23 protein-coding genes and 1 pseudogene are annotated in these 26,305 nt (G+C 61.2%); 17 read left to right on the top strand and 7 right to left on the bottom strand.

Features of this window, described 5'->3' with window-relative positions; genetic code table 11:
• Positions 1-87 precede the first annotated feature (87 nt).
• Both M1E07_RS17765 and fdhA read left to right on the top strand, forming a co-directional pair.
• Positions 88-1,689: an APC family permease gene (locus tag M1E07_RS17765; RefSeq protein WP_461187944.1), complete on the top strand. Its 1,602-nt coding sequence runs from the start codon at positions 88-90 to the stop codon at positions 1,687-1,689.
• Positions 1,690-2,231: 542 nt separating this feature from the next.
• A complete protein-coding gene (gene fdhA, locus M1E07_RS17770; protein WP_461187945.1) occupies positions 2,232-3,449 on the top strand; it encodes a formaldehyde dehydrogenase, glutathione-independent in 1,218 nt (405 codons plus the stop codon).
• A 486-nt stretch (positions 3,450-3,935) separates the two neighbouring features.
• On the opposite strand, the pseudogene M1E07_RS17775 reads toward fdhA, so the two are convergent.
• Positions 3,936-4,184, bottom strand: a pseudogene (locus M1E07_RS17775) (TerC family protein); the annotation flags it as partial.
• A 105-nt stretch (positions 4,185-4,289) separates the two neighbouring features.
• Here M1E07_RS17775 and M1E07_RS17780 point away from each other — a divergent pair.
• The 7 genes from M1E07_RS17780 to M1E07_RS17810 all read left to right on the top strand — a co-directional run bounded on the left by M1E07_RS17780 (position 4,290) and on the right by M1E07_RS17810 (position 11,643).
• Positions 4,290-4,700, top strand: a complete 411-nt coding sequence (locus M1E07_RS17780) for a MerR family transcriptional regulator (protein ID WP_461187946.1) — start codon at positions 4,290-4,292, stop codon at positions 4,698-4,700.
• 54 nt (positions 4,701-4,754) lie between these two features.
• A complete protein-coding gene (locus M1E07_RS17785) occupies positions 4,755-6,098 on the top strand; it encodes an NtaA/DmoA family FMN-dependent monooxygenase (protein ID WP_461187947.1) in 1,344 nt (447 codons plus the stop codon).
• Complete coding sequence (locus M1E07_RS17790; RefSeq protein WP_461187948.1) at positions 6,095-6,607, top strand: flavin reductase family protein; 513 nt, start codon at positions 6,095-6,097, stop codon at positions 6,605-6,607. Before M1E07_RS17785 ends, M1E07_RS17790 begins: the two co-directional genes overlap by 4 nt.
• A gap of 120 nt (positions 6,608-6,727) precedes the next feature.
• Positions 6,728-7,528 carry an NADPH-dependent F420 reductase gene (locus M1E07_RS17795; RefSeq protein ID WP_461187949.1) on the top strand — a complete coding sequence of 267 codons (801 nt, stop codon included), beginning with the start codon at positions 6,728-6,730 and terminating at the stop codon, positions 7,526-7,528.
• Positions 7,525-8,748, top strand: coding sequence for an MFS transporter (locus M1E07_RS17800; protein ID WP_461187950.1), 1,224 nt, complete (start codon positions 7,525-7,527; stop codon positions 8,746-8,748). The genes M1E07_RS17795 and M1E07_RS17800 overlap by 4 nt, the downstream gene beginning before the upstream one ends.
• 107 nt (positions 8,749-8,855) lie before the next feature.
• Entirely contained in the window at positions 8,856-10,358 is a 1,503-nt protein-coding gene (locus M1E07_RS17805; RefSeq protein ID WP_461187951.1) for a DHA2 family efflux MFS transporter permease subunit, read from the top strand.
• A gap of 331 nt (positions 10,359-10,689) precedes the next feature.
• On the top strand, positions 10,690-11,643 hold the full coding sequence (locus tag M1E07_RS17810; RefSeq protein ID WP_461187952.1) for an MsnO8 family LLM class oxidoreductase: 954 nt from the start codon (positions 10,690-10,692) through the stop codon (positions 11,641-11,643).
• 192 nt (positions 11,644-11,835) lie between these two features.
• Here the strand turns inward: M1E07_RS17810 and M1E07_RS17815 are convergent, their stop codons facing one another.
• From M1E07_RS17815 to M1E07_RS17825, 3 genes are all read right to left on the bottom strand, one after another.
• A complete protein-coding gene (locus tag M1E07_RS17815; RefSeq protein WP_461187953.1) occupies positions 11,836-12,006 on the bottom strand; it encodes a hypothetical protein in 171 nt (56 codons plus the stop codon).
• Positions 12,007-12,239: 233 nt separating this feature from the next.
• Entirely contained in the window at positions 12,240-15,884 is a 3,645-nt protein-coding gene (metH, locus tag M1E07_RS17820; RefSeq protein WP_461187954.1) for a methionine synthase, read from the bottom strand.
• A gap of 230 nt (positions 15,885-16,114) precedes the next feature.
• Positions 16,115-18,280 (bottom strand): metallophosphoesterase, encoded by a 2,166-nt coding sequence (locus M1E07_RS17825; RefSeq protein ID WP_461187955.1) that lies wholly within the window; start codon positions 18,278-18,280, stop codon positions 16,115-16,117.
• A gap of 132 nt (positions 18,281-18,412) precedes the next feature.
• Here M1E07_RS17825 and M1E07_RS17830 point away from each other — a divergent pair, with 132 nt between their 5' ends.
• From M1E07_RS17830 to M1E07_RS17865, 8 genes are all read left to right on the top strand, one after another.
• Positions 18,413-19,984, top strand: a complete 1,572-nt coding sequence (locus M1E07_RS17830; protein ID WP_461190429.1) for a thymidylate synthase — start codon at positions 18,413-18,415, stop codon at positions 19,982-19,984.
• 202 nt (positions 19,985-20,186) lie between these two features.
• On the top strand, positions 20,187-21,197 hold the full coding sequence (locus M1E07_RS17835; RefSeq protein WP_461187956.1) for a nucleotide kinase domain-containing protein: 1,011 nt from the start codon (positions 20,187-20,189) through the stop codon (positions 21,195-21,197).
• Positions 21,198-21,379: 182 nt separating this feature from the next.
• Positions 21,380-21,748: a hypothetical protein gene (locus M1E07_RS17840; RefSeq protein WP_461187957.1), complete on the top strand. Its 369-nt coding sequence runs from the start codon at positions 21,380-21,382 to the stop codon at positions 21,746-21,748.
• A gap of 260 nt (positions 21,749-22,008) precedes the next feature.
• On the top strand, positions 22,009-22,611 hold the full coding sequence (locus tag M1E07_RS17845; RefSeq protein ID WP_461187958.1) for a hypothetical protein: 603 nt from the start codon (positions 22,009-22,011) through the stop codon (positions 22,609-22,611).
• Positions 22,612-22,643: 32 nt separating this feature from the next.
• Positions 22,644-23,003: a holo-ACP synthase gene (locus tag M1E07_RS17850; protein ID WP_461187959.1), complete on the top strand. Its 360-nt coding sequence runs from the start codon at positions 22,644-22,646 to the stop codon at positions 23,001-23,003.
• A complete protein-coding gene (locus tag M1E07_RS17855) occupies positions 22,990-23,364 on the top strand; it encodes a helix-turn-helix domain-containing protein (RefSeq protein WP_461187960.1) in 375 nt (124 codons plus the stop codon). Before M1E07_RS17850 ends, M1E07_RS17855 begins: the two co-directional genes overlap by 14 nt.
• Before the next feature lie 92 nt (positions 23,365-23,456).
• Positions 23,457-24,428 (top strand): protease inhibitor I42 family protein, encoded by a 972-nt coding sequence (locus M1E07_RS17860; RefSeq protein ID WP_461187961.1) that lies wholly within the window; start codon positions 23,457-23,459, stop codon positions 24,426-24,428.
• A gap of 331 nt (positions 24,429-24,759) precedes the next feature.
• Positions 24,760-25,107, top strand: coding sequence for a C1 family peptidase (locus tag M1E07_RS17865; RefSeq protein WP_461190430.1), 348 nt, complete (start codon positions 24,760-24,762; stop codon positions 25,105-25,107).
• Positions 25,108-25,261: 154 nt separating this feature from the next.
• Here the strand turns inward: M1E07_RS17865 and M1E07_RS17870 are convergent, their stop codons facing one another.
• From M1E07_RS17870 to M1E07_RS17880, 3 genes are all read right to left on the bottom strand, one after another.
• Complete coding sequence (locus M1E07_RS17870) at positions 25,262-25,543, bottom strand: DUF4031 domain-containing protein (RefSeq protein ID WP_461187962.1); 282 nt, start codon at positions 25,541-25,543, stop codon at positions 25,262-25,264.
• A 163-nt stretch (positions 25,544-25,706) separates the two neighbouring features.
• Positions 25,707-25,850, bottom strand: a complete 144-nt coding sequence (locus M1E07_RS17875; RefSeq protein ID WP_461187963.1) for a hypothetical protein — start codon at positions 25,848-25,850, stop codon at positions 25,707-25,709.
• 11 nt (positions 25,851-25,861) lie between these two features.
• Positions 25,862-26,014, bottom strand: a complete 153-nt coding sequence (locus M1E07_RS17880) for a hypothetical protein (protein ID WP_461187964.1) — start codon at positions 26,012-26,014, stop codon at positions 25,862-25,864.
• Between the last annotated feature and the right edge of the window lie 291 nt (positions 26,015-26,305).

Raw genomic sequence — 26,305 nt, forward strand, 5'->3', positions numbered from 1 at the left:
CAGGCGCGGCGCCCGGCCGCCGATATAACCCGTGTCCAATGGCGGCCACGGGTCATCACCATCGTGCTTTTCCACTTAGGAGTTCAGATGTTCGAACCCAGCAAGAGTACTGATTCAAGCGGCATGGACGAGTTCGGCTATGCCCAGACCCTGGACCGCAGCATCGGCAAATTCGCCAGTTTTGCGGCCGGCGTCAGCTACATTTCCATCCTCACCGGCGTATTTCAGCTGTTCTACTTTGGTTTCTCCATGGCCGGCCCCGCCTACGCGTGGTCCTGGCCCCTCGTCTTCGCCGGCCAGCTCATGGTGGCGCTCTGCTTCGCCGAGCTGGCCGGCCGCTACCCGGTGGCCGGCTCGGTGTACAACTGGGCCAAGCGGCTCTCGTCCGGGACGTTCGCCTGGCTGGCGGGCTGGCTGCTGCTCATCTCCTCGATCGTGGCGCTCGGCGCCGTGGCCCTTGCCCTGCAGCTCACCCTGCCCCAGATCTGGTCCGGTTTCCAGATCATCGGCGACGGCACCGGCACCTACGATTTCGCCCTCAACGGCGTGCTGCTTGCCAGCATCATGATCTCCATCTCCACCCTCATCAACGCCTTCGGCGTGAAGCTGATGACCAAGATCAACAGCATCGGCGTCTTCGTGGAGCTCGCCGCCGCCGTGCTCCTCATCCTGGCCCTTGGCTGGCATGTGGTGCGGGGTCCGGAAGTCCTTTTCAGCACCGAAGGCTACGGCATGGACCACGACCTTGGCTTCTTTGGGGTGTTCCTCATCGGCGCCATGGCCTCCGGTTACGTGATGTATGGCTTTGACACGGCCAGTTCCCTGGGCGAGGAGACGAAGGACCCGAAGAAGACCGCCCCCAAGGCCATCCTCCGTGCCATCACGGCGTCCTTCATCCTCGGCGGCCTGATTCTCCTTGGCGGACTCCTGGCCGCTCCTGACCTCAACGACCCCAAGCTGGGCGCTGCCGACGGCGGCCTGCAGTACATCGTGCTCTCCGTGTTGGGAGGCCCCTTCGGCAAGGCGTTCCTGGTGTGCATCGTGGTGGCCGTGACCGTCTGCACCCTGGCCGTTCACGCTGCCGCCATCCGCATGATGTTCGCCATGGCCCGGGATAACAACCTGCCATTCAGCCGCCAGCTCAGCAAGGTGCATCCTGAGCGGAAGACGCCCACGGTGGCGGCCATCGTCATCGGTGTCATCGCCATCATGCCGCTGATCGTGAACGTCTCCCAGCCCGCCATCTTCACCATCCTTTCCAGCATCAGCATCGTCCTGATCTACCTGTCCTACCTGCTGGTCACCGTTCCGCTGCTCCGCAAGCGGTTCCAGAAGAAGTGGCCGCTTGCGGATGACGGCACCGAGCCGGGCTTCAGCCTGGGCAAGTGGGGGTTGCCCGTGAACATCCTCGCGGTCCTGTGGGGCGGCGCCATGACGCTGAACCTCATCTGGCCCCGCCCGGAGATCTACAACTCGGTTCCCCCGTTTGAGTGGTACCTGCAGTGGGGCGGCGTGATCTTCGTGGCCGCCGTCGCCGGAGGCGGGGCACTGCTGTACCGCCTGAAGATCAGGCACCAGACGGGCGTCCTGGCCGAACACGCAGCAACCGCCCAACCGGCTGTGGATGTCAGCGGGCCGGATGCTCCAGTTGCGCCTCAGCTGGTGTCCGCACCCGTTTCCACCCCTTAGCCCTTATCAACCAGAAGCAATACATATCCGTGGCACGGTCCAACCCGGGACGCGCTGCCCGGTCCTGGCGGGCATCCCTTTGCAGTACGTGCAAGGGGATGCCCGTCATTACTGTTTATTGCCGGTTCCGGGAAGCCGTTTGGCTGCGCACTGGTTGAGAGATGAGCCGCGCAGCAATCATGCAGCTATTCCGCATGATTATCTCCAAGATTTTGCGCTTTTATTGCATCTCTTGTGACCCTAGTCTCATCCTTACAGGCTCTTCGAACTTCGGACTCAGACTTGTCCGATTCAGCGCCGGGCAGGCAGCATCGGGATGCTGTTCCACTGGACACGACATCCCGCTGACAGCCTTCGCCCTCGCGGAGGAAGAGCTGTCCCGTGCCCGTGAAGGGTGCTTCGGTGGCCTGAAACCTGGGGAGGTATCCTCATCGAAGCATCCTTCACGGGCTATGGGGCAGCGCCTGCAACTTTGCCGGACCAGTGCCAGGCCATCCGAATGGAAGGCCTGGCACCAAATACCCCTACTTAAAGGAGTGTCCATGTCAGGAAACAAAGCCGTCGCCTACAAAGAACCCGGTGTCGTCGAAATCATCAACACCGACTACCCAACGTTCGAACTCAAGGATGGGCCTGGCGTTAATCCCGCCAATGTAGGCCGAAAAGTACCCCACGGCGCGATCCTGCGTACGGTGACCACCAATATCTGCGGCTCGGACCAGCACATGGTTAGGGGCCGGACCACGGCCCCTAAGGACCTCGTCCTGGGCCATGAAATCACCGGCGAAGTGGTGGAAGTCGGTCCCGACGTGGAGTTCATCAAGGTGGGAGACATTGTCTCCGTACCTTTCAACATCTCCTGCGGCCGGTGCCGGAACTGCAAGGAGCGCAAGACGGGCATCTGCCTGAACGTCAACCCGGACCGCCCGGGCAGCGCCTACGGTTATGTGGATATGGGCGGCTGGGTGGGCGGCCAGGCAGAATACGTGCTGGTCCCCTATGCTGACTGGAACCTGCTCAGGTTCCCGGACCGCGACCAGGCCCTGGAAAAGATCATGGACCTGACGATGCTTTCCGATATCTTCCCCACAGGGTTCCACGGTGCCGTCACTGCCGGCGTGGGCGTAGGATCCACGGTCTACATTGCCGGCGCCGGCCCGGTGGGCCTCGCGGCCGCCGTGGGCGCGCAGCTGCTCGGTGCCGCCGTCGTAATTGTCGGGGACATGAACGAAGACCGGCTGGCTCAGGCCCGCTCTTTCGGCTGCGAAACCGTGAACGTCTCCAACGGCGATCCGAAGGACCAGATCGAGCAAATCCTGGGCGTTCCTGAAGTGGATTGCGGCGTGGACGCCGTAGGATTCGAAGCGCGGGGGCACGGCAAGGACGCCTCGCACGAAGCCCCGGCCACTGTGCTGAACTCCCTTATGGACATCACCGCCGCAGGCGGGGCCCTTGGCATTCCCGGCCTGTATGTCACCGGCGACCCCGGTGGAATCGACGACGCCGCCAAGCACGGCTCCCTGTCGCTGTCCTTGGGCACCGGATGGGCAAAGTCCCTGTCCTTCACCACCGGCCAGTGCCCCGTCATGTCGTACAACCGCCAGCTGATGATGGCGATCCTGCGCGACAAGGTCCAGATTGCCAAGGCAGTAAACGCCACAGCCATCCCGCTTGAGGATGCACCGCGGGGTTACGCCGAATTTGACGCCGGTTCGGCCACTAAATTCGTGCTGAATCCGAACGGATACGTCAAGGCGTAGAACCTCCCGTAAGCAGCAATCCACCCGGATGGCACGGGCCTCCCTCGCCCGTGCCACCGGGGAGCATCCACTCCCCTGCATCAGCAAAGGTAATCGCATGACCCATCGCACCGACCAAGAATCGATTCTCCGCCTTAGCAGCAACGGGAAGGAGCATGTTGACATCCGGCTCGAAGCATCGAGTCCGGTGACCGTTCGGCTGCAGCTGGATGGTGGCTGCAATTGCCAGCGTCGCACTGAAAATCGCCCGGGTTCGTATGTTGACAGCGACCTCGGTGTCCGCTGACAGTGGCTGTACAGGCTGACACACGGCTCCTAACCTGGTCCCGGCCTTCGCCAGCGTAGGGATGAGCACCGGCATCACCTACACCTACAGCTGGCTGCGAAATGGGTCCTCATGGCCCTCATGCTCACCTCGTCCCATCATCGGGAACAGGATTTGCTGCAGCACGCGCCTCCTGTCCCCGGCTCGCCTGCCGGTGGAAGCTACTTGGACTTGGCAGTCGGCACCGCCTTCTTGCCGACCTCGGATTCCTCGTGCGGGGAGTCGGCAGTGATCACCACTGGTTCGTTGTGAATCAGTCCGCGGCCGTCCTCGTTCTCGCCGCCCTTGGTCTTCAGCAGACTCGCGACGGTAGCTACGACGATGGTGGCGGCGATGAAGAGCAGCGAGAGCCAGATGGGGATCTCCGGCACCCAGAGGAGCGGTTCCCCGCCGTTAATGAAGGGGAGCTCGAGGCTACACAGCACCGCCACTGACTGGTTCCGGTGCAGGTAGCTCTCCTTGCCACCTTTCCACTAGTGTGAAGGTCGATCCGACCTGCGTTACGACCGAGAGGGATGAGCATCTTGCGTATAGGCGAACTGGAACAGAGATCTGGAGTACCGGCTCGAATGCTTCGGTACTACGAGGAGCAAGGGTTGGTGACACCGCGCCGCCTGGACAACGGTTACCGGGAGTATGACGAATACCTTGTGGATCGTGTGGCAAAAATCCGCGGGCTCATCGACTCGGGGATCCCGACCAGGATCATCGGCAATATCCTGCCGTGCTTGAACCAGCCGCAGACAGTCGTCGTCGATGATGCGGACCCGGAGCTCCTGGAGATCCTGCTGCAAGAGCGGGATCGGATGACTCACAAGATTGACGTCCTTTCCCAGAACCGGGACGCCATCACCCGCTACATCCACGCCCTGGAAGCCGCCGCCGGCAGCAAGAGCAGCATCGTCACAGAACGCCAGCGGGCGTAGCAGGACGCCTATGATTTGACCTTCGCATTAGTGAGAAGGTTGCACGATGGGTAGGTGACTTCCTTCTCCTCTTCAAAAATGATCCTCGGCATGCAGCTCGGTAACGGATACGGCGCCCACGGGTCGGCCTGGCGCGCCGCGGGCGTGGATCCGACCAATTACACCGACTTCGACGCGCAGGTGCGGTACGCCCAGGCCGCTGAACGCGGGAAGTTCGCGTTCCTGTTCCTGCCCGACTTCCTGGCCTATAAAGCAGATGGCGTGCAGGAAGCGCCCATGCTCACCCTGGAACCCATGCTGACCCTGGCGGCCATAGCCCGCGCGACCGAGCGCATCGGTCTCGTAGCGACCGGCTCCACGACCTTCAACGAGCCCTACAACCTCGCCCGCCAGTTCAAGGCCCTGGACGTGATGAGTCACGGCCGAGCCGGGTGGAACGCCGTTACAACCAGCGACCCCGGGTCCGCCGCGAACTTCGGGCAGGAGATAGCGCCCCGGCCGCAGCGCTACCAGCGTGCGCACGAGACCATCCAGATCACCCAGGCTCTCTGGGGCAGCTGGCAGCAGGATGCCTGGATCAGGGACACAACGAACGGCCGGTTCATCGATCCAGAGAAGATCGAGGCCATCAACCTGCAGGGAGAATATGTCGCGTCCCGGGGACCGCTGCCCATCCCGCCCTCGGAGCAAGGCCAACCTGTGGTCTTCTCGGCCGGCGGAGGCGCGAACGGCCTCGAGATTGCTGGTCGGTACGCCAGTGCCGTCATCGGCGCCGTGTTCACCATTGAGGACGCGCGCGCCCAGCGTGAAGCGACCCGTGACGCCGCACGCAGGGCCGGACGCGACCCTGACGAGGTGAAGTTCATCGCTGGAGTCATGCCGGCCATCGCCGCCACCAAACGGGCGGCCCTGGACCGCCGTGTTGCTCTCGGCGACCAAGCCGCCCCGGCCCTCGTGCCCTATCTCGGCTCGATGCTGGGACTGACTCTTGATGCGAGCCAGATCGACGAGCCGCTCAGGCCCGCCCAGCTGGCGGGAGCCCGACCCAGCCCCTTCGATCCCCGCTCCCCGCGGGCGCTCGAAGTCGCCCGCGAAGGATGGACGCTCCGCGACATCCTCGCTCACGGGGTCATCGATTACCACCCCACCCCCGTTGGCCCGGCATCCGTCACCGCGGACCACATGCAGGAATGGTTCGAAGCAGGCGCCTGCGACGGCTTCTGGGTGTCGATCGACGTCTACGAGGACGGCATCGACACCTTCGTCGACGAAGTTGTCCCCCTGCTTCAGGAGCGCGGTCTTTTCCATGACGACTACGAAGGCACCACCCTCCGTGATCACCTCGGCGCCCCAGCCCAGTACGGCCTGGACGCCCGACTCGCGAAGCCAATCGAATGACGACAGCCGCCGACACCCCCAGCCAAAGCCACAGCATCGATCAGAGTTCCTTCCGCAGTACCGTCGGTCGCTACGCCTCAGGCATCACGATCATCACCGGCTACGATGACCAAGGACCAACCGGGTTCACCTGCCAATCGTTCTACAGTGTCTCGGTCGACCCGCCGCTCGTGTCCTTCAGCGTCATGAAAACCTCCACCACCTACCCGAGGATCCGCGACACCGGAACCTTCACGGTCAACGTCCTCTCAGGCGGCCAGAAAGCAGTATCCAACCAGTTCGCCCGAAGAGGCACGGATAAATGGGCAGACATCCAATGGAGTACAACAGCACAGGGCAACCCGATCCTCGATAAAAGCTTGGCCTGGCTCGACTGCACAATCTGGGCAGAACACGACGCCGGCGACCACATCATCGTGCTCGGACGCGTTATTGAACTAGGAATATCCGCTGGCGAACACGCTGATCCCTTGCTGTACTTCCAAGGCCAATACCGGGCCCTCCGCTAGCGACGCCCCGCTTTGCACGCACCCACGGCCTCGCGATCCGGCGTGGTTCCCTTCCCGATTTGACCTTCACACTAATGGCAAGGTTGAGAATGAAGGGACAAGAATTGCAAGAGGAGAAGCATGAAAATCGGAATCATCGGCGCGGGCTCGATCGGCTCGACCATCGCTCGGCGGCTCAGTCGCCACGGACACGACGTCGTAATCGCGAACTCACGCGGCCCGGAGACGATCGCAGCAGCAGCCTTGAGCACCGGCGCGCGGGCAGTCACAGCCTCAGAAGCGGTCAACGACGTCGATGTCCTCATCGTCTCGGTTCCGATGAGCCGCAACAAGGACATCGCCGCCCACGTCCGGCGCGCACCTGAGGCCGCGGTCGTCATCGACACGTCCAACTACTACCCGGCCCGCGACGGCATCGTCCCCGCCTTCGCTGAGGGGCAACCTGAAAGCGCCTGGTTGTCCGAGTTGTTCGGCCGCCCCGTCACCAAAGCCTGGAACGCCATAACGTCCCAGTCGTTTGACGCCAAGGCCACCGAGGCCGGTGCTGCAGGCCGGGTCGCCATTCCGGTGGCATCTGATCACGACGACCACCGGAACCTCGCCATGTCCCTGGTTGAGCAGACCGGTTTCGACGCTGTCGATGCCGGAGTCCTCGCTGAGTCCTGGCGTCAGCAGCCCGGCGCCCCCGTCTACTGCACCGACCGTACGCGAGGAGATGCCCGCCTTACTGGCAGCCGCCGACAAAGAGCGCGTCCCACAGCGCCGGGATCTGGCCATGGAAGCCATTGGAGGGTACATCGCCGCCGGCGGCAGGCCGGATGGCAAGTTCCTCGTCGCGATCAACCGTGCCTGCTACAGCTGACGCTACGGCCCCAACTTCACGCGCCCACACACACGCAAGCCAGGATGAATAACGAATGACCGCTCCCGAAGCTACAGAACTACAGGTGGTCGGCGGTAACGGATCACCGTCCGACAGTGCAGGCCAGACGCAGAAAACATCATGGGCGGGAGTAGCGTCGCTGAGCGTGGGCGTATTCGCCCTCGTGATGGCCGAATTCCTGCCGGCGAGCCTTCTCTCCCGGGTTGCCCAAGATCTGGGAGTGACAGAAGGCCTGGCTGGTCAGTCCGTCGCCATCACCGCCATCGTCGCAGCAGTTTCCGGCATCACCATCCCTGTCCTGTTATCGCGCATGGACCGCCGGCACCTGATGATCATCCTCTCGGCGCTTGCCGTCGTATCGGACGTGCTGGTGGCGATCGCACCGACCTACCCGATACTCCTCGCTGCCCGCGTCCTGCTGGGCATCGCGATTGGTGGTTTCTGGGCGCTTGCGATTTCCATCACAGCTCGCTTGGTTCCGGCGTCGAAGCTCGGCCTGGGTTTGACGATCGTGAACGTGGGCGTGACGTTGGCCACCGTCGCCGCCGTCCCGCTCGGCACTTTGCTCGGTGAAGTCTGGGGCTGGCGTGCGGTGTTCGCTCTGGCCGCGGGCGTCGGGATCATCGCGGTCATCATCCAATTCATCGCCCTACCCTCGATGCTTGCCGGCCCTTCGGGCGGATTCCGGCCCCTGGTGCAGACACTTCGTTCCCGACTGGTTCTGCTCTGCCTGTTCACCATGGCGCTGATGGGTGCCGGCCACTTCGCCGGCTTCACCTACATCCGTCCTGCGGCCGCCGAGGTGGGCGGGCTCAATCCCGAGCAGCTCGCTGTCCTCTTGCTGGTGTACGGCCTGGGAATCGTGGGCGGCAACCTGATCGCCGGACCTCTCGCCGACCGCATGTTGCGCATCGCGGCACTGGTCTTCCCGCTCGTGCTCGGTCTCGCGATGATCGGCTTCGTTTACATGGGCAGTAGTACCGGTCTTCTTTTCACCGCAGCCGCACTGTGGGGAGCCGGTTTCGGTGCTCTTCCTACTGTTATCTCGACCTGGCTCGCACGAGCCGAACCGAGCCGCCTTGAAAGCATTGGCGGACTCCAAACAGGTGTGTTCCAGGTCGCGGTCGCACTCGGCGCGTTCCTCGGCGGGCTTCTCGTCGACGGTGCGGGTGTACAGACCGCCCTGGTCCTCGGCGGCCTCGCCTCCATGCTCGGCGCCCTACTACTGGTGCTGGTCAAACCCCGGACACTGGCGTAACCGAAAAGGGCTAGCCGACCCGAACTTGTCTCCGCTGGTGGCGCCTGCCGCACCTGGATTCCGACCCGAGCCGATAAAATCATACGAGCACCTAGGATCAACAACTTATGAGTACTGACACGCACCTCGCCCCTGCAACAGGGGTCGTCGACATCGTCGACGATCCCCAAGAAACGGTTACCGGCCCGATCGCCACCAGCCCGGCGCCGAGGAAGCGATTGTCTCCGGGAGAGGTTCTGACAATCTCCGTCCTGGTCTTCTCGGCGTTCGTGGCGTTCCTGTCTGAGATGGTCGTCGGGGTGGCGCTGCCGCAGATCATGGACGACCTGAACATCACGGCGACGACCGGGCAGTGGCTCACCACCGGCTACGCCCTCACCCTGGCGGTCATCATCCCGACCACCGGGTACATCATGCAGCGGTTCCAGCTCCGGACGATCTTCATTGTCAGCGTCGGATTGTTCACCCTCGGCACGTTGATCGCGGCCGTCGCACCCGGCTTCGCGCTGCTACTCACCGGCCGAATTGTGCAAGCACTCGGTACGGCGGTGTTGGTTCCGCTGCTGATGACGACGTCGATGGGTCTGGTTGCGCCGTCTCGTCGTGGACAGATGATGGCGTTGGTCACTGCCGTGTCTGCCGTCGCACCCGCCCTCGGACCAGCCTTCTCCGGCCTCGTGATGTCGCAGCTGACCTGGCGGTGGCTGTTCATCATCATCTTGCCGCTGTCGTTACTCGGCCTCCTCATCGGGGCGATCAAGATGCCGAACCTCACGACGCCGCGGCGAATCGGATTCGACATGCTGTCGCTGGTGCTCTCCGCGACCGGGTTCGGCGCACTGGTCTACGGCCTGGCCAGTGCAGGCGAATCCAGCGGCGGTCACTTCTCAGCTGCGTTCTGGATCGCCATCCCGCTCGGTATAGCAGGTATCGCAGCATTCGTGTTGCGTCAGCTCAGCTTGCAGCGCCGTGACGCGGCCGTTCTGGACATGCGGATCTTCACGTACGCCGGGTTCGCGCGACCCGTCATCGTCTTCACGTTCCTGGTCATGGGCGCCTTCGCTCTCGCCACCCTGCTCCCCCTGGTCATGCAGGAATCCCTCGGACTCGGTTCATTGGAGACCGGGTTGCTCATGGTGCCCGGCGGCGTGACGATCGGGATCGTATCCCTCCTCGTCGGCCGCTACTACGACCGCATGGGAGCACGGGGGCTTGCGATCCCGGGAGCTATCGTCGTCAGTGCCGGATGGTGGTTCATGACGACCTTCACCGAGAACACCTCGATGTGGGTGGTCCTGGCCACCTACGTGTTTATCTGCGCCGGACAAGCATTCGCCTGGGTCGCTCTCTTCACCATGTCGCTGGGATCCCTTCCAGGCGCCCTCGCTCCGCACGGCAGCGCCGCGCTCAACACCATCCAGCAGCTCGGCGGCGCGGCCGGCTTGGCAGTACTCATCGCGGTTCTCAGCTCGAACGCCGACGGCGCCGACGCCACTTCCATCGCAAATGGTGCACGCGCTGCTTTCACAGTCGGCGCTGTTATCGCAGTCGTCGCCCTCGTGACCACGGCATTCCTTCCGCGACACGCGCGCAACGCGGACGAAGACTGAATGGCCAACAGAACATGACCTGCCGGCTATCGGCCGCGTCTGGCTGTGCGGAGATCGAAGCGCACAGCCAGACGCCGGAGCCAAGCCAAGCCCAGAGGTTCCCGGGCGCCCAGCTCAAGATGACGCCGCCCTGATGTGTTGTGGCTACATCTAGCGCAGCCTCGACCGCCGCCAGTTCAGGGGCAGTGAGCAGAGCGCGCAGCGGACGATCTTAGCGGCGGGTTGTGTTCTCTGCCGCAGCCGCGACGACCCCGGATGAAACCCGTTATCCGCCGCGTTGGGACTAATATGCAGCTTCCGCCAATTCCGCTCTCCATTTTGGACCGCGCCAATGCCCGCGACGGGGCAGCCGGAGGCTCTCGGCTCAACTCTGCAACGAGCAAAACAAGCCGAGCAGCTCGGCTACCACCGGTTTTGGGTTGCGGAGCATCACGGTGTGCCAGGGATTGCCGGTTCCGCTCCAACAGTGTTGATGGCCGTGATCGCCGCGCAAACAGAGCGAATTCGCGTCGGCTCGGGCGGGGTGATGCTGCCGAACCACCAGCCCTTGGTTGTAGCTGAGCAAGCGGCGACTCTCCAGGCAATCTTTCCCGGACGGATCGATTTGGGCATTGGACGTTCCGTTGGCTTTACATCAACAGTACGAAGGGCGCTCCGCCAGGACAGAGATGCAACTGATCGCTTCGAAGAGGACTTGGCAGAATTGTTGTCCTACCTTAGCGGCAGCGCTGCAATGATCGCCCGCCCGTACGACGGCGGCGCAACCCCACCGTTTGTACTCGCTACAGGCAAAGGCGTGGACATCGCCGCCAGCGCGGGCCTCGCCGTCGTGGTCGGTGGTCCAACTTTCACCGGACCTAGAACAGAACTTGCCCATGTGGTGCTTGACCGCTATCGCAAAAATTTTCGTCCTTCCATGTACTACGCGGAACCATATGTGATTCTCTCCGCGAACGTCGCCGTGGCGGAGACCACCCAAGCGGCCCGGGATGTGCTGATGCCGGAGGCTTGGGCGCTGGCGCAGTCACGCACCCAGGGGCAGTTCCCGCCGCTTGAGCCCACAAAATCTATTCAAGAACAAGCAATGACCCCACGACAACAGAACCTTATAAGCGAGACACTCGACGCGGCGATATATGGAACCGCCAATGACGTGGCGGAGCAACTAAGCGTGTTGCTCGAGGTGCTCAAGGCTGACGAACTTATGGTTACCACCAACACCTTCGACACCGCCACGCTAGCCGATACTGACGGCAGGCTTGCCGCCCTCTTCGGGCTGGGCTGATGCACTTCTCATCGGCCACGTCGGAGCCTTTACCGTCAAGGGTCGCTTGACCCAGGTCTACGGAATTAGCAGAGAGACGGTACCAGTACCTGCGCCAGGCAAAGCCAGCCTAGAGTCCTGACCCTTCCTCATATGGCCAGACCAGCTGTGAATTCAGACCGTGCCTGCATCGTCCTTTGGTGGGTTCCTGGATCAGGTTCCCATTCCCAGGTGTGCTCCGCCTGCCACATCGAGGGATACGCCGGTGATGTAGCGGTTGTCCGGGTCGGCGAGGAAAAGGATGGCGCGGGCGACTTCGTCTGGTTCCGGCGAACCGGCGCATGGGAAGCTGGGCGGCGCGCTTGGCCCGGTTGGCGGCTGCATCCGGGCCCGAGTCCTTTGCGAATTGTGCCCACATGGGAGTGTTTACCGGGGCCGGGCGCGATGGCGTTGACCGAGATGCCGTTGGGGCCGAGCAGCTCGGCAAAGGACCACATGATGTGGAGCACTGCGAGTTTGCTTGGGGGACAGCTCTAAATTCCAAGCTGACACGTGGCAGCCTGGGTCCGCCCAGGCGTTTTGGCCTCCACACGCGCAGGCCAAAGACCACCCCCAACTCACACCTTGAAGTACTTCGCCTCCGGGTGGTGGAACACGAACGCGTCGGTGGACTGTTCCGGGTGCAGCATCAGCTCGTCGCTGAGGATCACGCCCATCCGCTCGGGCTTCAGCAGCTCCGTCACCTTGCGGCGGTCCTCCATGTCCGGACACGCCGGGTAGCCCAGCGAGAACCGCGCACCGCGGTAGTCGAGCTTGAAATACCCTGCCGTGTCCTTCGGCTCTTCCGCCGCGAACCCCAGCTCCTTGCGAATCCGCGCGTGCCAGAACTCCGCCAGCGCCTCGGTGAGCTGCATGACCAGGCCGTTGAGCTCGTAGTAGTCGCGGTACTGGTTGGCGGCGAACATCTTGGACGTGAACTCCTCGATCTTGGAGCCGGCGGTGACCAGCTGCACCGGCAGCACGTCGATCTGGCCCGATTCACGCGACTTCACGAAGTCGGCCAGGCACAGGTGCCGGTCGCGGCGCTGGCGCGGGAAGTCGAAACGCAGCCGGTCGGTGCCGATCGGACCGCCTGAACCGCCGTCGGGGGCGAGCAGACCGGCGGCGCCCAGGACGCCGTCGTGATCCTCGCCGTGGTGCAGCACCACCACCTGTTCCCCCTCGGAGACCACCGGGAAGTAGCCGTAGGCGACGGACGCGTCCAGCATTCCCTCGCCGAGGATGCGGTCCAGCCAGTACCGCAGGCGCGGGCGGCCCTCGCGTTCCACCAGTTCCTCGTAGGAGGCGCCGTCCTCGCCGCGGCCGGGCTTCAGCCCCCACTGCCCCATGAAGGTGGCGCGCTCATCGAGGAACGCCGAGTAGTCGTGGAGCGAGACGCCACGCACGATGCGCGTGCCCCAGAAGGGCGGCGCAGGCACGGGGTTGTCGGAGGCGACGTCGGACCGGCCAGGCATCGCTTCCGGCTCGGTTACCGTGAACTTCGCGCCACCCTTATGGATGCGCTTCTTCAAAGGCGGCAGGCCGACGTCGTCCGGGGACTCGCCGCGGGCGACGCGGACCAGCGGTTCCATGAGGGCGAGGCCCTCGAAGGCGTCCTTGGCGTACCTGACCACGCCATCAAACTGCTCCGCCAGGTCCTGCTCCACGTAGGCGCGCGTCAGGGCTGCCCCGCCGAGGATCACCGGCCACTTCTTCGCCAGGCCACGGGACTGCAGCTCCGCTAGGTTCTCCTTCATCACCACGGTGGACTTCACCAGCAGCCCGGACATGCCGATCACGTCGGCGTTGTGCTCTTCGGCCGCCGCCATGATCTCGGCGATGCCCTGTTTGATGCCGATGTTGATGACTTTGTAGCCGTTGTTGGTGAGGATGATGTCCACCAGGTTCTTGCCGATGTCGTGCACGTCGCCGCGCACGGTGGCGATCACCATGGTGCCCTTGCCCGAGGAGTCGGACTTCTCCATGTGCGGCTCGAGCAGGGCCACCGCGTTCTTCATCACCTCGGCGGACTGCAGCACAAACGGCAGCTGCATCTCGCCGGCGCCGAAGCGCTCGCCCACCACCTTCATGCCCTCGAGCAGGTGGTCGTTGATGATGCCGAGCGGGGTCATGCCCTCGCTGCGGGCGAGGTCCAGGTCCGCTTCGAGGCCCTTGCCTTCGCCGTCGATGATGCGCCGTTCCAGGCGCGCACCCGTGGGCAGGGCCGCGAGTTCCGCGGCGCGCTGGTCCTTGAGTGCTGCGGTGTCGACGCCGGCGAACATGTCCAGCATGATGGCCAGCGGATCGTAGGTGGTATTGCCGTCGGCGTCGTATTCGCGGCGGTCCCAGACGAGGTCCAAGGCAACCTTGCGCTGTTCTTCCGGCAGTGAGGCGAGCGGCACGATCTTGGCGGCGTCGATGATGCCGCTGGTCACGCCGGCCTGCACGGCCTCGTGCAGGAACACGGAGTTCAGGACGACGCGCGCTGCCGGGTTCAGGCCGAAGGACACGTTGGAGACACCGAGCGTGGTGTTGATGCCGGGGTACTTCGCGGTGATCTGGCGGATGGCCTCGATGGTTTCGATGCCGTCCCGGCGGGTCTCTTCCTGGCCGGTGGCGACGGGGAAGGTCAGGCAGTCGACGATGATGTCCTCGACGCGCATCCCCCATTCGCCCACCAGGGCGTCGACGAGGCGCGAGGCGATGGCCACCTTGCCCTCGGTGGTGCGTGCCTGGCCCTCTTCGTTAATGGTCAGGGCGATCACGGCGGTGCCGTGTTCCTTCACGAGCGGCATGATGCGCGCGAAGCGGCTGTCCGGGCCGTCGCCGTCCTCGTAGTTGACGGAGTTGACCACCGGGCGGCCGCCGATGTGTTCGAGGCCGGCCTGCAGTACGGCCGGTTCGGTGGAGTCCATGACCAGAGGGAGCGTGGAGGCCGACGCGAAGCGGGAGACGATCTCCTTCATGTCGGCCACGCCGTCACGCCCCACGTAGTCGATGCAGACGTCCAGCAGGTGCGCGCCGACGCGGATCTGCTCGCGGGCGATGTCCACGCAGTCGTCCCAGCGCTCTTCGAGCATCGCCTGCCGGAACGCCTTGGAACCGTTCGCGTTCGTGCGTTCGCCAATGGCGAGGTAGGAGGCATCCTGGTCGAAATTCACGTGCTGGTAGAGGGAGGCGACGCCGGCTTCACGCTCGGTGGGGACGCGGGCGGGGCCCTTGCCGTTGTTGGTGTTCGTTCCGCGGATGCGGAAGGGCGCAAGGCGTTCGACGACGGCGGCCATGTGCTCCGGCGTCGTACCGCAGCAACCGCCCACCAGGCCCAGGCCGAATTCCCGCACGAACTGCTCGTGTGCGGTGGCGAGTTCGGTGGGTGAAAGCGGATAGTGCGCGCCGTTGGCGCCAAGGACCGGCAGGCCGGCGTTGGGCATGCAGGCGATGGCGACGGAGGACTGCTTGGAGAGGTGGCGGAGGTGCTCGCTCATCTCGTCCGGCCCGGTGGCGCAGTTCAGGCCGATGGCGTCGACGCCGAGCGGCTCGAGGGCGGTGAGCGCGGCGCCGATCTCGGAGCCCATGAGCATAGTTCCGGTGGTCTCGACGGTCACCTCGACGAAGATCGGTAGCCGGATGCCGCGGGTCACGATGGCCTGCTTACAGCCGTTGACCGCGGCCTTGGTCTGCAGGAGGTCCTGGCTGGTTTCGATGAGGAAGGCGTCTGCTCCCCCGTCGATGAGGCCCTCGGCCTGGAGTGCGAAGGTCTGCTTGAGGTAGTCGTAGCTGGTGTGCCCGAGGCTGGGGAGCTTGGTGCCGGGTCCCATAGAGCCCAGGACCCAGCGCATCCGTCCGTCTGTTTTTTCTGCCGCTTCTGCGCGTTCGCGGGCGATCTCTGCACCCTTGCGGGCGAGTTCTTCGATCCGGTCGTCGATGCCGTAGTCGGAGAGGTTGGACCAGTTGGCGCCGAAGGTGTTGGTCTCCACGGCGTCGATACCCGTGGCGAAGTACGCGTCGTGGATGTCCGCGAGGACGTCCGGGCGTGTGTCATTGAGGATCTCGTTGCAGCCTTCGAGGCCCTGGAAATCGTCCTCGAGAGACAGGTCCCGGCCCTGCAACATGGTGCCCATCGCGCCGTCGGCAATGACGACACGGTGGTTCACAGCGTCCAGGAGCTCCTGCGAGCGGGCAGGGCGGGGCACGGACTCAATATCAAGTGCAAAACGAGGCATCTAAACAGGTTACGTGTGGGGGCTGCAACGTTGCGCTGTGTGTCCGTGTACTACGACGGCGGGTGGGCACTGGGACCTCTATGGCTCACCGGCGCGCGAACGCCCGAAGGGATATTTAACTCTCTCTAGTCGCGGGACGACGCTGTCCGATGGCGTCTTCGTCGTGCTTTCTCCGGTTTGGCCGCGTCCTACGGGTGGCAGCGGTCTATGAGTGCGTCGTACACACCGTTTCAGCTGACGGGGGCATCCTCTTGTGTTTCCAAAAGCGCCCGGACATGGCCGAGAATTGTTATTCTTGCCTGAACTACCTTCTTTTCCCATTGCGCCCTTTCTTTCAGTGAAGGATCGCGCAGTTCCGCAAATACGGCGTTGTCATGGGAGAGGAGACGAATCTGTGAGCAGAGGTCACTAAGAACTGGTCGAGAATGCGGTGCCACCTGGTTTACCTGTTCGATCGATTCATTTAGTATCTCGAACCCCAGGGAAGGTACCGGGTCCCCGTCTGCCGGTTCCTGCTGTCCAGGCATCCAGTCGTTGAAGATGCTCTCCCAGCGGTGCATGACAGTTTCGAACGGGTCCGAACCCAAGCCAAAGAGGGGAAGGACGTACTGCATCATAGAAAGCGGGTCCTCGGCATGACGGTCAATGGCTGGCACGGCGACTTTTGGAACCCCTTGCCCGTTTACTGGCATAGCAGTAATCGTGGTGATCGACCCCGGGGCATAGCACTTTGATCTGGACAGCCTACGGATCATGCTGGCTTGCAGTGATGCCAGTTCACCCATGTTGATGGGCCACCAATGAGGCATCTCCTGTTTGCGGAAGTACGCTATCAAGTGGATTTTGGAGTCCCGGACAAGGAACTGGACGGTGACAAACGCGGGAAATTCCGAAGTCTCATCGCGGAAGTCGGTAGCCGGCCGCACTAAGACCGCTACGGCACGACTGGTTTCACCTTTACCGGATAAAGCGCGGGCAGCGCTTTCGATTTGGCTCGCTTCCCCTGGTTCAGATGCAAACAGGCGTTCGCCGTGGTTGAAGCTGGCTGCGCGCCCGGCCGTTTCGCGCTGCCACCAACTGATGGCCTGGTCGAACCACTCCTGACGGTCATGGCCCTCTGGAATGTCAACGTAGTGCTGCGAGACGGTCAGGGCACTTGTACCGTCTTCAACACGGCAGACAAGAGGGCTGGGCAGCAAATGCAGTCTGTCGCGCAGCGCTAAGAGCTTTTCATGAAGGCCTTCCGCTGTAGCGGCTTCCAGCAACCCACGGGCGGGGCTGAGGTCGATAGGCTGATGAACAGTGGGGAACGCCGACAAAGGCACATGGGTCCCCTCTTGGCAGGTCGGGACGTCCCTGACGTCAATGCCATGGACTCGCGCCAGCGGCTGCCTCACATCAAGCAGCCTTCCGATGGTGTCATTCGCACCGCCGGGTTGAAGGGCCGGCGCGCTGATGATTGTCATTTCGTGCAGGGCCGTGCCGTGCCGTCCCTGCAGTGTCATGAAGCTGTCCGAAAGGACGCGCGCTTCGTGCTTATGACCATGAATGGCTACATCGATTTTGTTCGTGGCTAGCCAGTCACGCAGTTCGCCAAGGTTCAGGATGGCTTCAAAGGGCTTTATCTCCTCACTAGTACCCACGGGTATGACCTGATGATGAAGCGCTGCTATTCGAAGCGGTTCAGGCCTTGTTGTGAGTATCCCGGTGCTAAGAGCGTCGCTGGCAACGCGGAACTGCGTTCTTCCCACCCTTGCCATGTCGAATCTGCCCCGTGCTTTCCAAGCCTGATAGAGGGCCTCCACCGCCGGCTCAGATTCTCGGAGTTGTTCGAGCACTTGTAGATGTGCTTCCAAATTGCCGTTGGTAGCTGCTTCGACACCGCTGTAGTCCGACGAGTTGAGCCCGATCACGACGTAACTGCTGTCTAAGGCAACGAGCACAGGCGGCAGGACATCCGGGACCACCGCGCCGTTCTCATCAAAATCGACGCCATCCAATAACGCTGTTCGGTAACCATGAGACCTAAGGCGAAGAAATGCTTCATAGCGATCTGACGAGCTAGGAGGCGTCCCCCACGCCACGTCATGGTTTCCCGGCACCACCAGAATACGGTCCGCGTTAGGTAACGATTTGCCTAGCGGGGCAAGTACGGCAGGCAGCAAATCAAAACCTTCTGGGGAACCTTTTTCGGTGACGTCGCCGGTAATGACGATGGCATCCAAGGTCTGGCCATCCAACGTCAGCTGTTCCCCGAGGTTACGCAGACTGGACTTGATCCGGGCAATTCTTGTTTGCTGCTGCGATCTGGCCACCACAGCCACTTTTGCATCGCTGAGTGTGTCCCCTCCCCCGGCGGTGAGATGAAGATCGGACAAATGAAGCAGCAAAGCCATGGCACATCCCCAATGCAGGCGGCGCCAAGGCACCGAAGATATTGCCCGCCATCCAGCAACCGCACACTGGGCCCTGAACACGCGGCTATACCAACTGTATGTGAAGACAACTACTACGCTGGGGACGTGAAGATGAAATTTCGCAATGCTGGTGAAGCGTTCGTGTCAAAGCTTGGGGAGATCGCTGCCACCGGCGAATGTGTGACTGTGCGCGGACACTTGACCCGCGAACTGCGCAACCAGACAATTACTTTGCAGGAGCCGCTGGAGCGGTGCATCGCCGTTCCGGGCCGCCGCAATAATACTTTTGCTGCCATCGCTGAGACCATGTGGGTCGTCGCAGGCCGTGATGATCTTTCCTACCTGTCGGCATACCTTCCTCGCGCCCGAGATTTTTCCGATGACGGCACCACTTGGCGGGCCGCATATGGGCCGAGGCTCCGCTCCTGGCATGGGATAGATCAACTGGAACATGTCAGGAAATTGCTTGGGGCGTCACCAGAAAGCCGACGAGCGGTAATGTCCATATTCGACCCAGCAACTGATTTCAGCGACAGCAAAGACGTGCCCTGTACTAACTGGCTGCATTTTCGTCTCCGAGATAACAAACTTGATCTGAATGTGGTTGTACGCAGCAACGACCTCATATGGGGCTTCTCTGGGATCAATACCTTTGAGTGGAGCGTGCTCCAAGAAATGATGGCCCATTGGGTGGGAGCCTCTGTGGGAGAGGCAACATACTTTGTATCTTCCCTGCATCTGTATCAGCGGCACTTCGGCCGCGCCGGGCAGATCCTTTCGCAGGCACATCGCTCGTCCCCCTACCGGGACGTTTCGACAGTACAGCGCTTCAACACACCTTTTGACGAACTTTCAACTCGTCTGTCCGAATGGTTCGCCCTTGAGGCACGGATGCGAACGGGCACGATCAATGTCGCCGACATTACAAAGTTCCAGGATCCATTGCTGCGCGATTTCTTGGCCATGCTCAACGCCTACTGGACATTCAGGCGAGGCGCTCAGGTCGAAGCTCGGGCACTGTTGGACAGCGTCCAGGACCCCGCCCTCGCATTCGCGGGCCGGGACTACTTCGACTGGATGATGAATCCGGCCAGTGAGCGGACGACCACCGACATCGAACTCTCACCGCCCGGCTTCACAGTTTTGCTGGGCTTTCTCACCGAGCTTCATCGTGTAAAAGACGCCATGTACGGCGACAGTTGGAAACGGCGGGGGGAACAGATGGGCATCCTGGCCAATGTGGCCCGGAAGGTAGACCGGCTGGTGATGTACACTCCTTCAGCGCCTGAGGGCACCGAAAGCTTCCTCGATTCAGCCGTGGACCTGCTCATCTACTCCGTGAAGTACGACACGTATCTAAGCGACATGCTGGGTCTCCGCCCCCCAGCCGATAAGGCATGGAGCGATGGGACAGCAGGTTTCGAGGAGACACTCAAAGCGGTGCAGCCGCTCGTGGGGGAAGAAGTATCAGCCTCAGAACGCACTCGAACGATTGCCGAAGTATTCCATGAGCTTGAGGAGGCGGTCGCCGTCGGTTCTTCTGCAGCCGAAAAGGCAGGCCGGGTCAAAGCCTTATCTGATCAAGCCGCTGCCTTGGTTATGGCCCTCTGCAGGGAAAACCCTGCGAGCGTGTACCGCATGATGTCTGAGCTCGATTACGCGAGCGCAGCCCATAGGGCTTGAGCCTGACTCTCCATTGGCCTGGCTCGCGCCGATGCAGTGGAGAGGCAAAACGCCGATTCATATCGGTTGGCATGCTCTTGACGGGCCGACGGTCACTTTGGCCGAGTGATGGGTCACTGACGGCATTGCCTTTCGTTTAAGCTAGTGGGCAGTGCTCTTCCGCCGGCTGGCCGGAGCCAAGATGTAGGAATCTGGAGATGAGATGAAGCGTCCAAGGCCACGCACCGAGGTCTACAACATCTACTGGCGGTTCGCTTTCGAACGTCATCGTATATTCGAAGCCAAAGTATCTGGCACTCCTGGCCCATGGACCGAAGATGCCATACTCCGCACCTACAAGTTCTGCAATGTCTTTAGGGCAGCAGACCGCGTTAGCCAGTATCTAATCCGACACGTTTGTTACTCCGACCAAGACCACAGTCCAGAAGACCGACTCTTTCAAATTGTGGCCTTTCGTACGTTTAGCAACATCCGCACTTGGGATTCCCTCAGGTCAATACTCGGACGTAATCCCACAATCGAGGATCTACGTGACGGCCGGTTCGAGGCAGCACTGAACACCATCAAACTGCTGAATGGCGGGCTCTACACGGGGGCTTTCATCCTCTGTGCCACGAATGCTTACGGGCGAGGCCTGAAGCATCTGAACCACGTGGACCTCTTCACCGATATGTTTGTCAAAAATTCCTTGGCTAAACAAGTACTGGAAGCCCCAAGTTTGAAAAGCATTTATGGATTGCTTCATTCCTATCCGCTCATGGGCGATTTCATGTCATATCAGACGGCAATCGATATCAACTACTCTGAATTGATCAACTTCTCGGAGAACGATTTCACGCAGCCAGGTCCGGGGGCCCTACGAGGCATTGCAAAGGTCTTTGTCGATACAGGCGGTCTTTCACCTAGCGATATAGTCATGTGGATGGTCGACCGCCAAGACGAAGCGTTCGAGAGACTCGAACTCGACTTCCATGGCCTCTGGGGACGGCCCCTACAGGCAATCGACGTACAAAACCTCTTTTGTGAAACTGACAAGTACTGTCGAGAGGCTCTTCCTCACCTTACTTCTGCAAGAACCCGTATCAAGTCAAAGTACGTTCAGACGCCCGAAGAAATAGCCTGGTACTTCCCGCCCAAATGGGGAATCAACGGTCGACTGCCGCAGAATGAGTTGGGTGAATTGCGGAAGAACCCCCAACTTACGTCGGCGTGAGCTACAGAGGCGCATCTTGTGGCGTAGCGAAACATGCTTCCGTGGAGACTGCGAGGTCAAGCCCGCGAAAGGTGTTAGGGGGTATCCCAGAACCTGCGTGACCGTTGGCCTTCGTCCGAGTGACCTGGAATGAGGAGAGCTAACACCTTGACAGCGATGTTGGAATATCGGACACTGATGTCATGGATCCTGACAATGCGGTGGACGACATCAGTACTACCTCCGACTTTGACGACCGCGGGGTGCCCCTGACGCTGCAGGCTGCTCAGTTGATGAGCGAGGACGAACTCGTTCAGGCTGTCACGGATGTCATCGCGGAATTAGAAGCCACTAGCTTCGAAGACGTGAAGTCTTGGGAAAAAGCCGATGACGGAACCGTTTCCCTCGACAGCCACCTAGCTGTGGACGTTTTCAACGAATTTACCGCGCATCTGTCAGCATTTTCCATAGATCTGGCCAATGTGGCCCAAGAAAAATGGACAAGTATTGGCGGGGTTGTGCAGGTCATTATGGAGGCCTATCGCAGCCTTGAACCCGGTGCCGTACGGTGAGCGTGTACATTACTCCTCAGCCAAACCTTTCGCTCGCCTGGCTCGAGACCCTAGATGTTGTTTCCGGCACTGGAGGACGTGCCATAAACGTCCTCACAACTGTCACTGACCCTGGGGCAGCAGAGACGCAAGGGATTCGTGACGTCTTGGACCGGCACCTCGTCCCTCTCCGAACAGGTATCCAACCTGTTCAAACCGTGGCCAATACGATCTTTCCGCAGGCAAGATATAGGTACTCAGGCCCAGACTTTTCCCCCAGCTTGTCGGCAAGCGATGTCGAACAGCTCGATGACGCGGCACAGCGACTCTACGAGGGTTATGCACGCGCCCTGCCGACCCTTCGTAAGTTCAACGGCAACAAAAGCGGTACCTATTTCTCTCGCATGATTTCATGGCCAGGAAAGACCTCCGGGGGACGCAACCAATTGGCCGACCGCATCCGAGCATTGAGGGGGCAACATGGGAATTCCGCATACAACGCGAGTGACATCGTCATTGGCGGGGAAGCGATGCACGAAAGTGCTGAACCAGAAAATCTCCGCGGGGTGCAGGTGTACTCGGAGACGGACGGTCGTACCCGAGGTTTCCCCTGCATGGTCCATATTGACTTGACCCTGCATGATGGAAAACTCAGTCTCATCGCCACGTACCGGCACCAATACTTGGTGACCAAAGCCTACGGAAACTTGCTCGGCCTGGTGCGGCTGCAACGGTTCTTAAGCCAGCAAACGGGTTTCCCCATGGGTGAACTAGCTGTTATGGCTACCCTTGCTGATGCCGAACATGGCGGAGCTTGGAGCAAGACCAAAGTCAAAGCGATTATTCAATCAGCGTCCGCCGCTAATGGGGGCGGCCTGTTTTGAGTGCTCCTCTTAAGGTCTGTTGCGGGACGGATTTGGTTAACATAGAGACGTTCGGTCGCCGGGTTAATAGGTCCCGAAACGATTTCATTGCTCGCTATATGACCGCTGTCGAACGCCGTGATGCTGCCGGGCGCATCAGCAGTCTGGCAGCGCGCTGGGCGGCCAAGGAAGCGACGATGAAGGCGTTGGGCATAGGGATCGGAAGGCTTGACCCTACCGATGTAGAGGTAGTTTCAAAGAACGGACAGCCAACGCTCAGACTGCATCGGAATGCTGCACACCGGGCGGCTGCGCTCGGTCTTGACCGCTGGAGCGTATCCCTGACGCACGAGTCCGGGTGGGCAATGGCATTCGTGGTCGCCATCGGAGGTATGGAAAATGGAAGACACTGAACACAGCCAAGACGCGAGGCAGGAAGACCAGCGAGATATCGGCCGGCGGGTGAGGATCGCGCGGGAGACGCTCGGCCTAACACAGGAGGAGGCTGCGGCCGCCTTGGGCATGAAACGCACGAGCGTCACTCAAATGGAGCTCGGAAAACGCAGCATTACTGCTACTGAACTCGTTCACCTTGGGAAGCTGTACCGCCGGAGCGTCGAATGGCTGCTGGGGCAGGAAGATGACTCGGTGACATCGGCGGCCGCGCTATTTCGGGCCACGAGAGAGCTCTCGGACCACGACAAGGAGCAGGTCCTCCGCTTTGCCCGGTTCCTCGGTTCCGCCGGCCCCGCTCCCGACGGGAAAGCCCAGTGATGGCGCGGCAAAGCCGGCGAGCGGAGGTGTTAAGGGCAACCACCGCAGCTTCAAATCTCCTGTCGGAGCTGAATATCCCGAAGGACGAGCGTGTGGACGTCTTTGCCGCGATTCGCAAGCTCGGAATATGGCTCACGTTTCAACCACTGGATAATCTTCTGGGAGCCACTGTCCGCCATGGTGTGGGTGGCATGCTGATCACCACGGAAAGGCCGCTGAGTATCCAGCGGTATACGGCTGCACACGAGCTGGGACATTGGGTCCTGCACGATGACGAGTACACGTGGGATACGGACGCGACAGTTATTCACGGATCGTATTCACTGCGGGAGCACATGGCGCAGGTGTTCGGAGCCGCCTTCCTGATGCCGCGTCAGCTCGTCCAAACAACTCTCCGGCGTCTTGGCTTGGAACGGGGCGGCTCGGTCTCGCCCGCGATCGCATATCAGGCTTCCCGTGATATGGGTGTCAGTTACGAGGCGGCGCTCACTCAGATGATGTTGTTGAGAATCATCAACGAGTCTGAGTACGCCTCGCTCAAGTCCGTTACTCCAATATCCATAAAGACGGAACTTACGGGTGGCCGACGACCTGCGAATGCCAACGCTAATGTTTGGGTGCCCGATCCAAACCAATTGGGCGGGTTGAACATCGGCGTAGGTGACGAAGTTGTCGTTGTCGTCCCCGAGAATCGCACTACTGGTTACCGGTGGAGCATCCCAAATTCAGTTGAAAGTGTCGACTTCACGCTGAACCGAGGTGACAAAGCAGGGGGAGTCGAGTTGGTGCAAGACGACTTTACGCTTGGAAAAGCGAGTTCGGCAGGTGAAGCGGTCATCGGCGGCCAGGGCCGCAGACGCATGATCCTTCGTGCCAACTCTCCCGGAGAGTGGGCGCTGCCGCTGACCCTCACCCGTTCCTTCCAACCGGGTTCGACCCCGATAGACCAAATCACTGTTGGCGGACGGGTACAGCTGGATGCGGCCCGCGTCCAAGCTAGAATCAACGCCGGCTTGGATCCTGATGTGTTGTCACCTACTCCGACTGGGGCCGCTGATGCTTAGCCGTCTGACAACCAGAGTCGACCTTCGACTAGTGAGCCCTTTTCCTGTCTCAGACCAAGGCATCCGACCAATTTGTGTCGCAATGGCGGTGACGGGCGCCCATGAGATTGTTCGTATAAATGCTTACGGGCCTCCGCTGAATCAGTTGGCACCCGACGCTCTCTGGACCCACGCTTGGAACCGACGGCTAGCTGGACCAGCCGGTGCGTACCTTTTCGCCATCGGTGACGCACTTGAGGACCAGGGTCAACCCGAGCTGGCAAGTTGGCCCTTGGACAGCCAAACTATGGAAGCATCTGCAACGCCTTTCGGCGCGGGTTCGCCTCCATGGATGCGTGCCACACTAACAGAGCACAACTTGGACCGGGTGGGGCTGTTTACTGAGCTATCGGAGGGACGCCCCGTCGTACTGCTTGTGCACGTGACCGACGAGTTCCACTATGCGGACCCAACCACGGGAAGAATCAAGTCGCCAGAACCGTCCACCGCCGGACAAGGCCTACACGCGGTCCTGTGCATGGGCTTCGCTGAGGACGAAGATGCGAAAGTGCATTTTCTTATCCGCAACAGCTGGGGCGAAGGTTGGGGGGCGCAAGGCTACGCTTGGCTTCCTGACGACTACATTGATAATTTCTGCCTGCAAATGGGATTCCTAAGCAATCCCCTTAGTTTTCCTTGAGCACAACAGAGTCCCCATCACGCACGTACATAGCTTCGCTAAGGGGATCGCCGTAAACTGATGTCCCCTCCCTATTGCCCTGTCCCGAGCTGCCACCAGCTGCGATTTGAGATACGAATAGATCGTAGTGACGTTTCGGGCTTACTCAGCATGTTCAGCCGGGATTGCGGACTCCTAGGAGCCTAGCCGTGACGACGGGGAGGTCGGTATAACTGATTTGCTCGGCCCCGAGGATTATGGCTTTCGCACGGACCGCATCTGTGACATCAAAGTGTTCCGTCCTCGTACCGGCTTTCTGTATCCAGGAGGCGGACAGACCCAGCCGGGTTCCGAATTCACGAAGCTCCTCGGGAGTGTCGGCAATGAGATGCGACCAGCGCCGACGTAACCCCCGAACAGTAGCTGTTCGTCGCATGTCGTCTACATAGACCGTCACGAGCTTCCTTTCTCGACCGAGCTGTATAAAGTGTGGAGGCCATCGGATATCCACGCAAGGGCGGTAACAGCGCCCGAATCAGCATAGTAAATAAAAAATGTACCGGGTCGTTCTAAGGAATATCGGCTCGAGGATTCTCGCCGTCCAGTAGGGCGCTGGGGCCCTACATCTCCGCAACCGGAGCCGCGAACTTGGCCTCGTACAGCCGCGCATACGCACCGCCCGCCGCCAGCAATGAAGCGTGCGTCCCCTGCTCCACGACCCACCACGGCGATCCCACGTACACCAGGTTCCCGATGAACGTCATGGCCAGCATGATCAGCCCGGAAATGAACTGCGCGCCAAGCTCAATTGGGCCCGGCGGGGCTCTTCCTCGCTCATGTCGTCCGGTCTGGGGGCGCAGCTCAGGCCGATGACCTCGACGCCGAGCGGCTCGAGCGCGGTGAGCGCCGGAACGATCTTGGAACCCATATGCATGGGTTCAGTGGTCTGTACGTCCCTTAAACGAAGATTGGGAGCCGGGCTTCACCCGACACGTCTAAGCAGCGCTCTATGCGGCACAACAGCGGTTTTCGCTGTTAAAACCTCCTGCCGACGATTCCTCTGCGGTACCGGCCCTCTGCGGGTTGTCGCGTCATCGACAGGCAATAAACAAGTTTATGACCGACTTTGTTTACTCAGTAAACAAAGTGGTGTTAGCCTCATCACTCAGGAATCGTTTGGCCGTCCTACCCCATTTTCGAATCGCCCACTCAAAGCCAC

The organism is Arthrobacter sp. Z4-13, assembly GCF_054792705.1.

Coding starts and splice junctions, on each gene's coding strand:
- metH (WP_461187954.1), bottom strand. CDS start 15,884: ATGCCTCGTTTTGCACTTGATATTGAGTCCGTGCCCCGCCCTGCCCGC.
- M1E07_RS17875 (WP_461187963.1), bottom strand. CDS start 25,850: ATGACGTTCATCGGGAACCTGGTGTACGTGGGATCGCCGTGGTGGGTC.
- M1E07_RS17835 (WP_461187956.1), top strand. CDS start 20,187: ATGAAGCGTCCAAGGCCACGCACCGAGGTCTACAACATCTACTGGCGG.
- M1E07_RS17795 (WP_461187949.1), top strand. CDS start 6,728: ATGAAAATCGGAATCATCGGCGCGGGCTCGATCGGCTCGACCATCGCT.
- fdhA (WP_461187945.1), top strand. CDS start 2,232: ATGTCAGGAAACAAAGCCGTCGCCTACAAAGAACCCGGTGTCGTCGAA.
- M1E07_RS17805 (WP_461187951.1), top strand. CDS start 8,856: ATGAGTACTGACACGCACCTCGCCCCTGCAACAGGGGTCGTCGACATC.
- M1E07_RS17765 (WP_461187944.1), top strand. CDS start 88: ATGTTCGAACCCAGCAAGAGTACTGATTCAAGCGGCATGGACGAGTTC.
- M1E07_RS17825 (WP_461187955.1), bottom strand. CDS start 18,280: ATGGCTTTGCTGCTTCATTTGTCCGATCTTCATCTCACCGCCGGGGGA.
- M1E07_RS17840 (WP_461187957.1), top strand. CDS start 21,380: ATGGATCCTGACAATGCGGTGGACGACATCAGTACTACCTCCGACTTT.
- M1E07_RS17855 (WP_461187960.1), top strand. CDS start 22,990: ATGGAAGACACTGAACACAGCCAAGACGCGAGGCAGGAAGACCAGCGA.
- M1E07_RS17800 (WP_461187950.1), top strand. CDS start 7,525: ATGACCGCTCCCGAAGCTACAGAACTACAGGTGGTCGGCGGTAACGGA.
- M1E07_RS17830 (WP_461190429.1), top strand. CDS start 18,413: ATGAAATTTCGCAATGCTGGTGAAGCGTTCGTGTCAAAGCTTGGGGAG.
- M1E07_RS17880 (WP_461187964.1), bottom strand. CDS start 26,014: ATGGGTTCCAAGATCGTTCCGGCGCTCACCGCGCTCGAGCCGCTCGGC.
- M1E07_RS17810 (WP_461187952.1), top strand. CDS start 10,690: ATGCCCGCGACGGGGCAGCCGGAGGCTCTCGGCTCAACTCTGCAACGA.
- M1E07_RS17815 (WP_461187953.1), bottom strand. CDS start 12,006: ATGCAGCCGCCAACCGGGCCAAGCGCGCCGCCCAGCTTCCCATGCGCC.
- M1E07_RS17790 (WP_461187948.1), top strand. CDS start 6,095: ATGACGACAGCCGCCGACACCCCCAGCCAAAGCCACAGCATCGATCAG.
- M1E07_RS17865 (WP_461190430.1), top strand. CDS start 24,760: ATGCGTGCCACACTAACAGAGCACAACTTGGACCGGGTGGGGCTGTTT.
- M1E07_RS17780 (WP_461187946.1), top strand. CDS start 4,290: ATGAGCATCTTGCGTATAGGCGAACTGGAACAGAGATCTGGAGTACCG.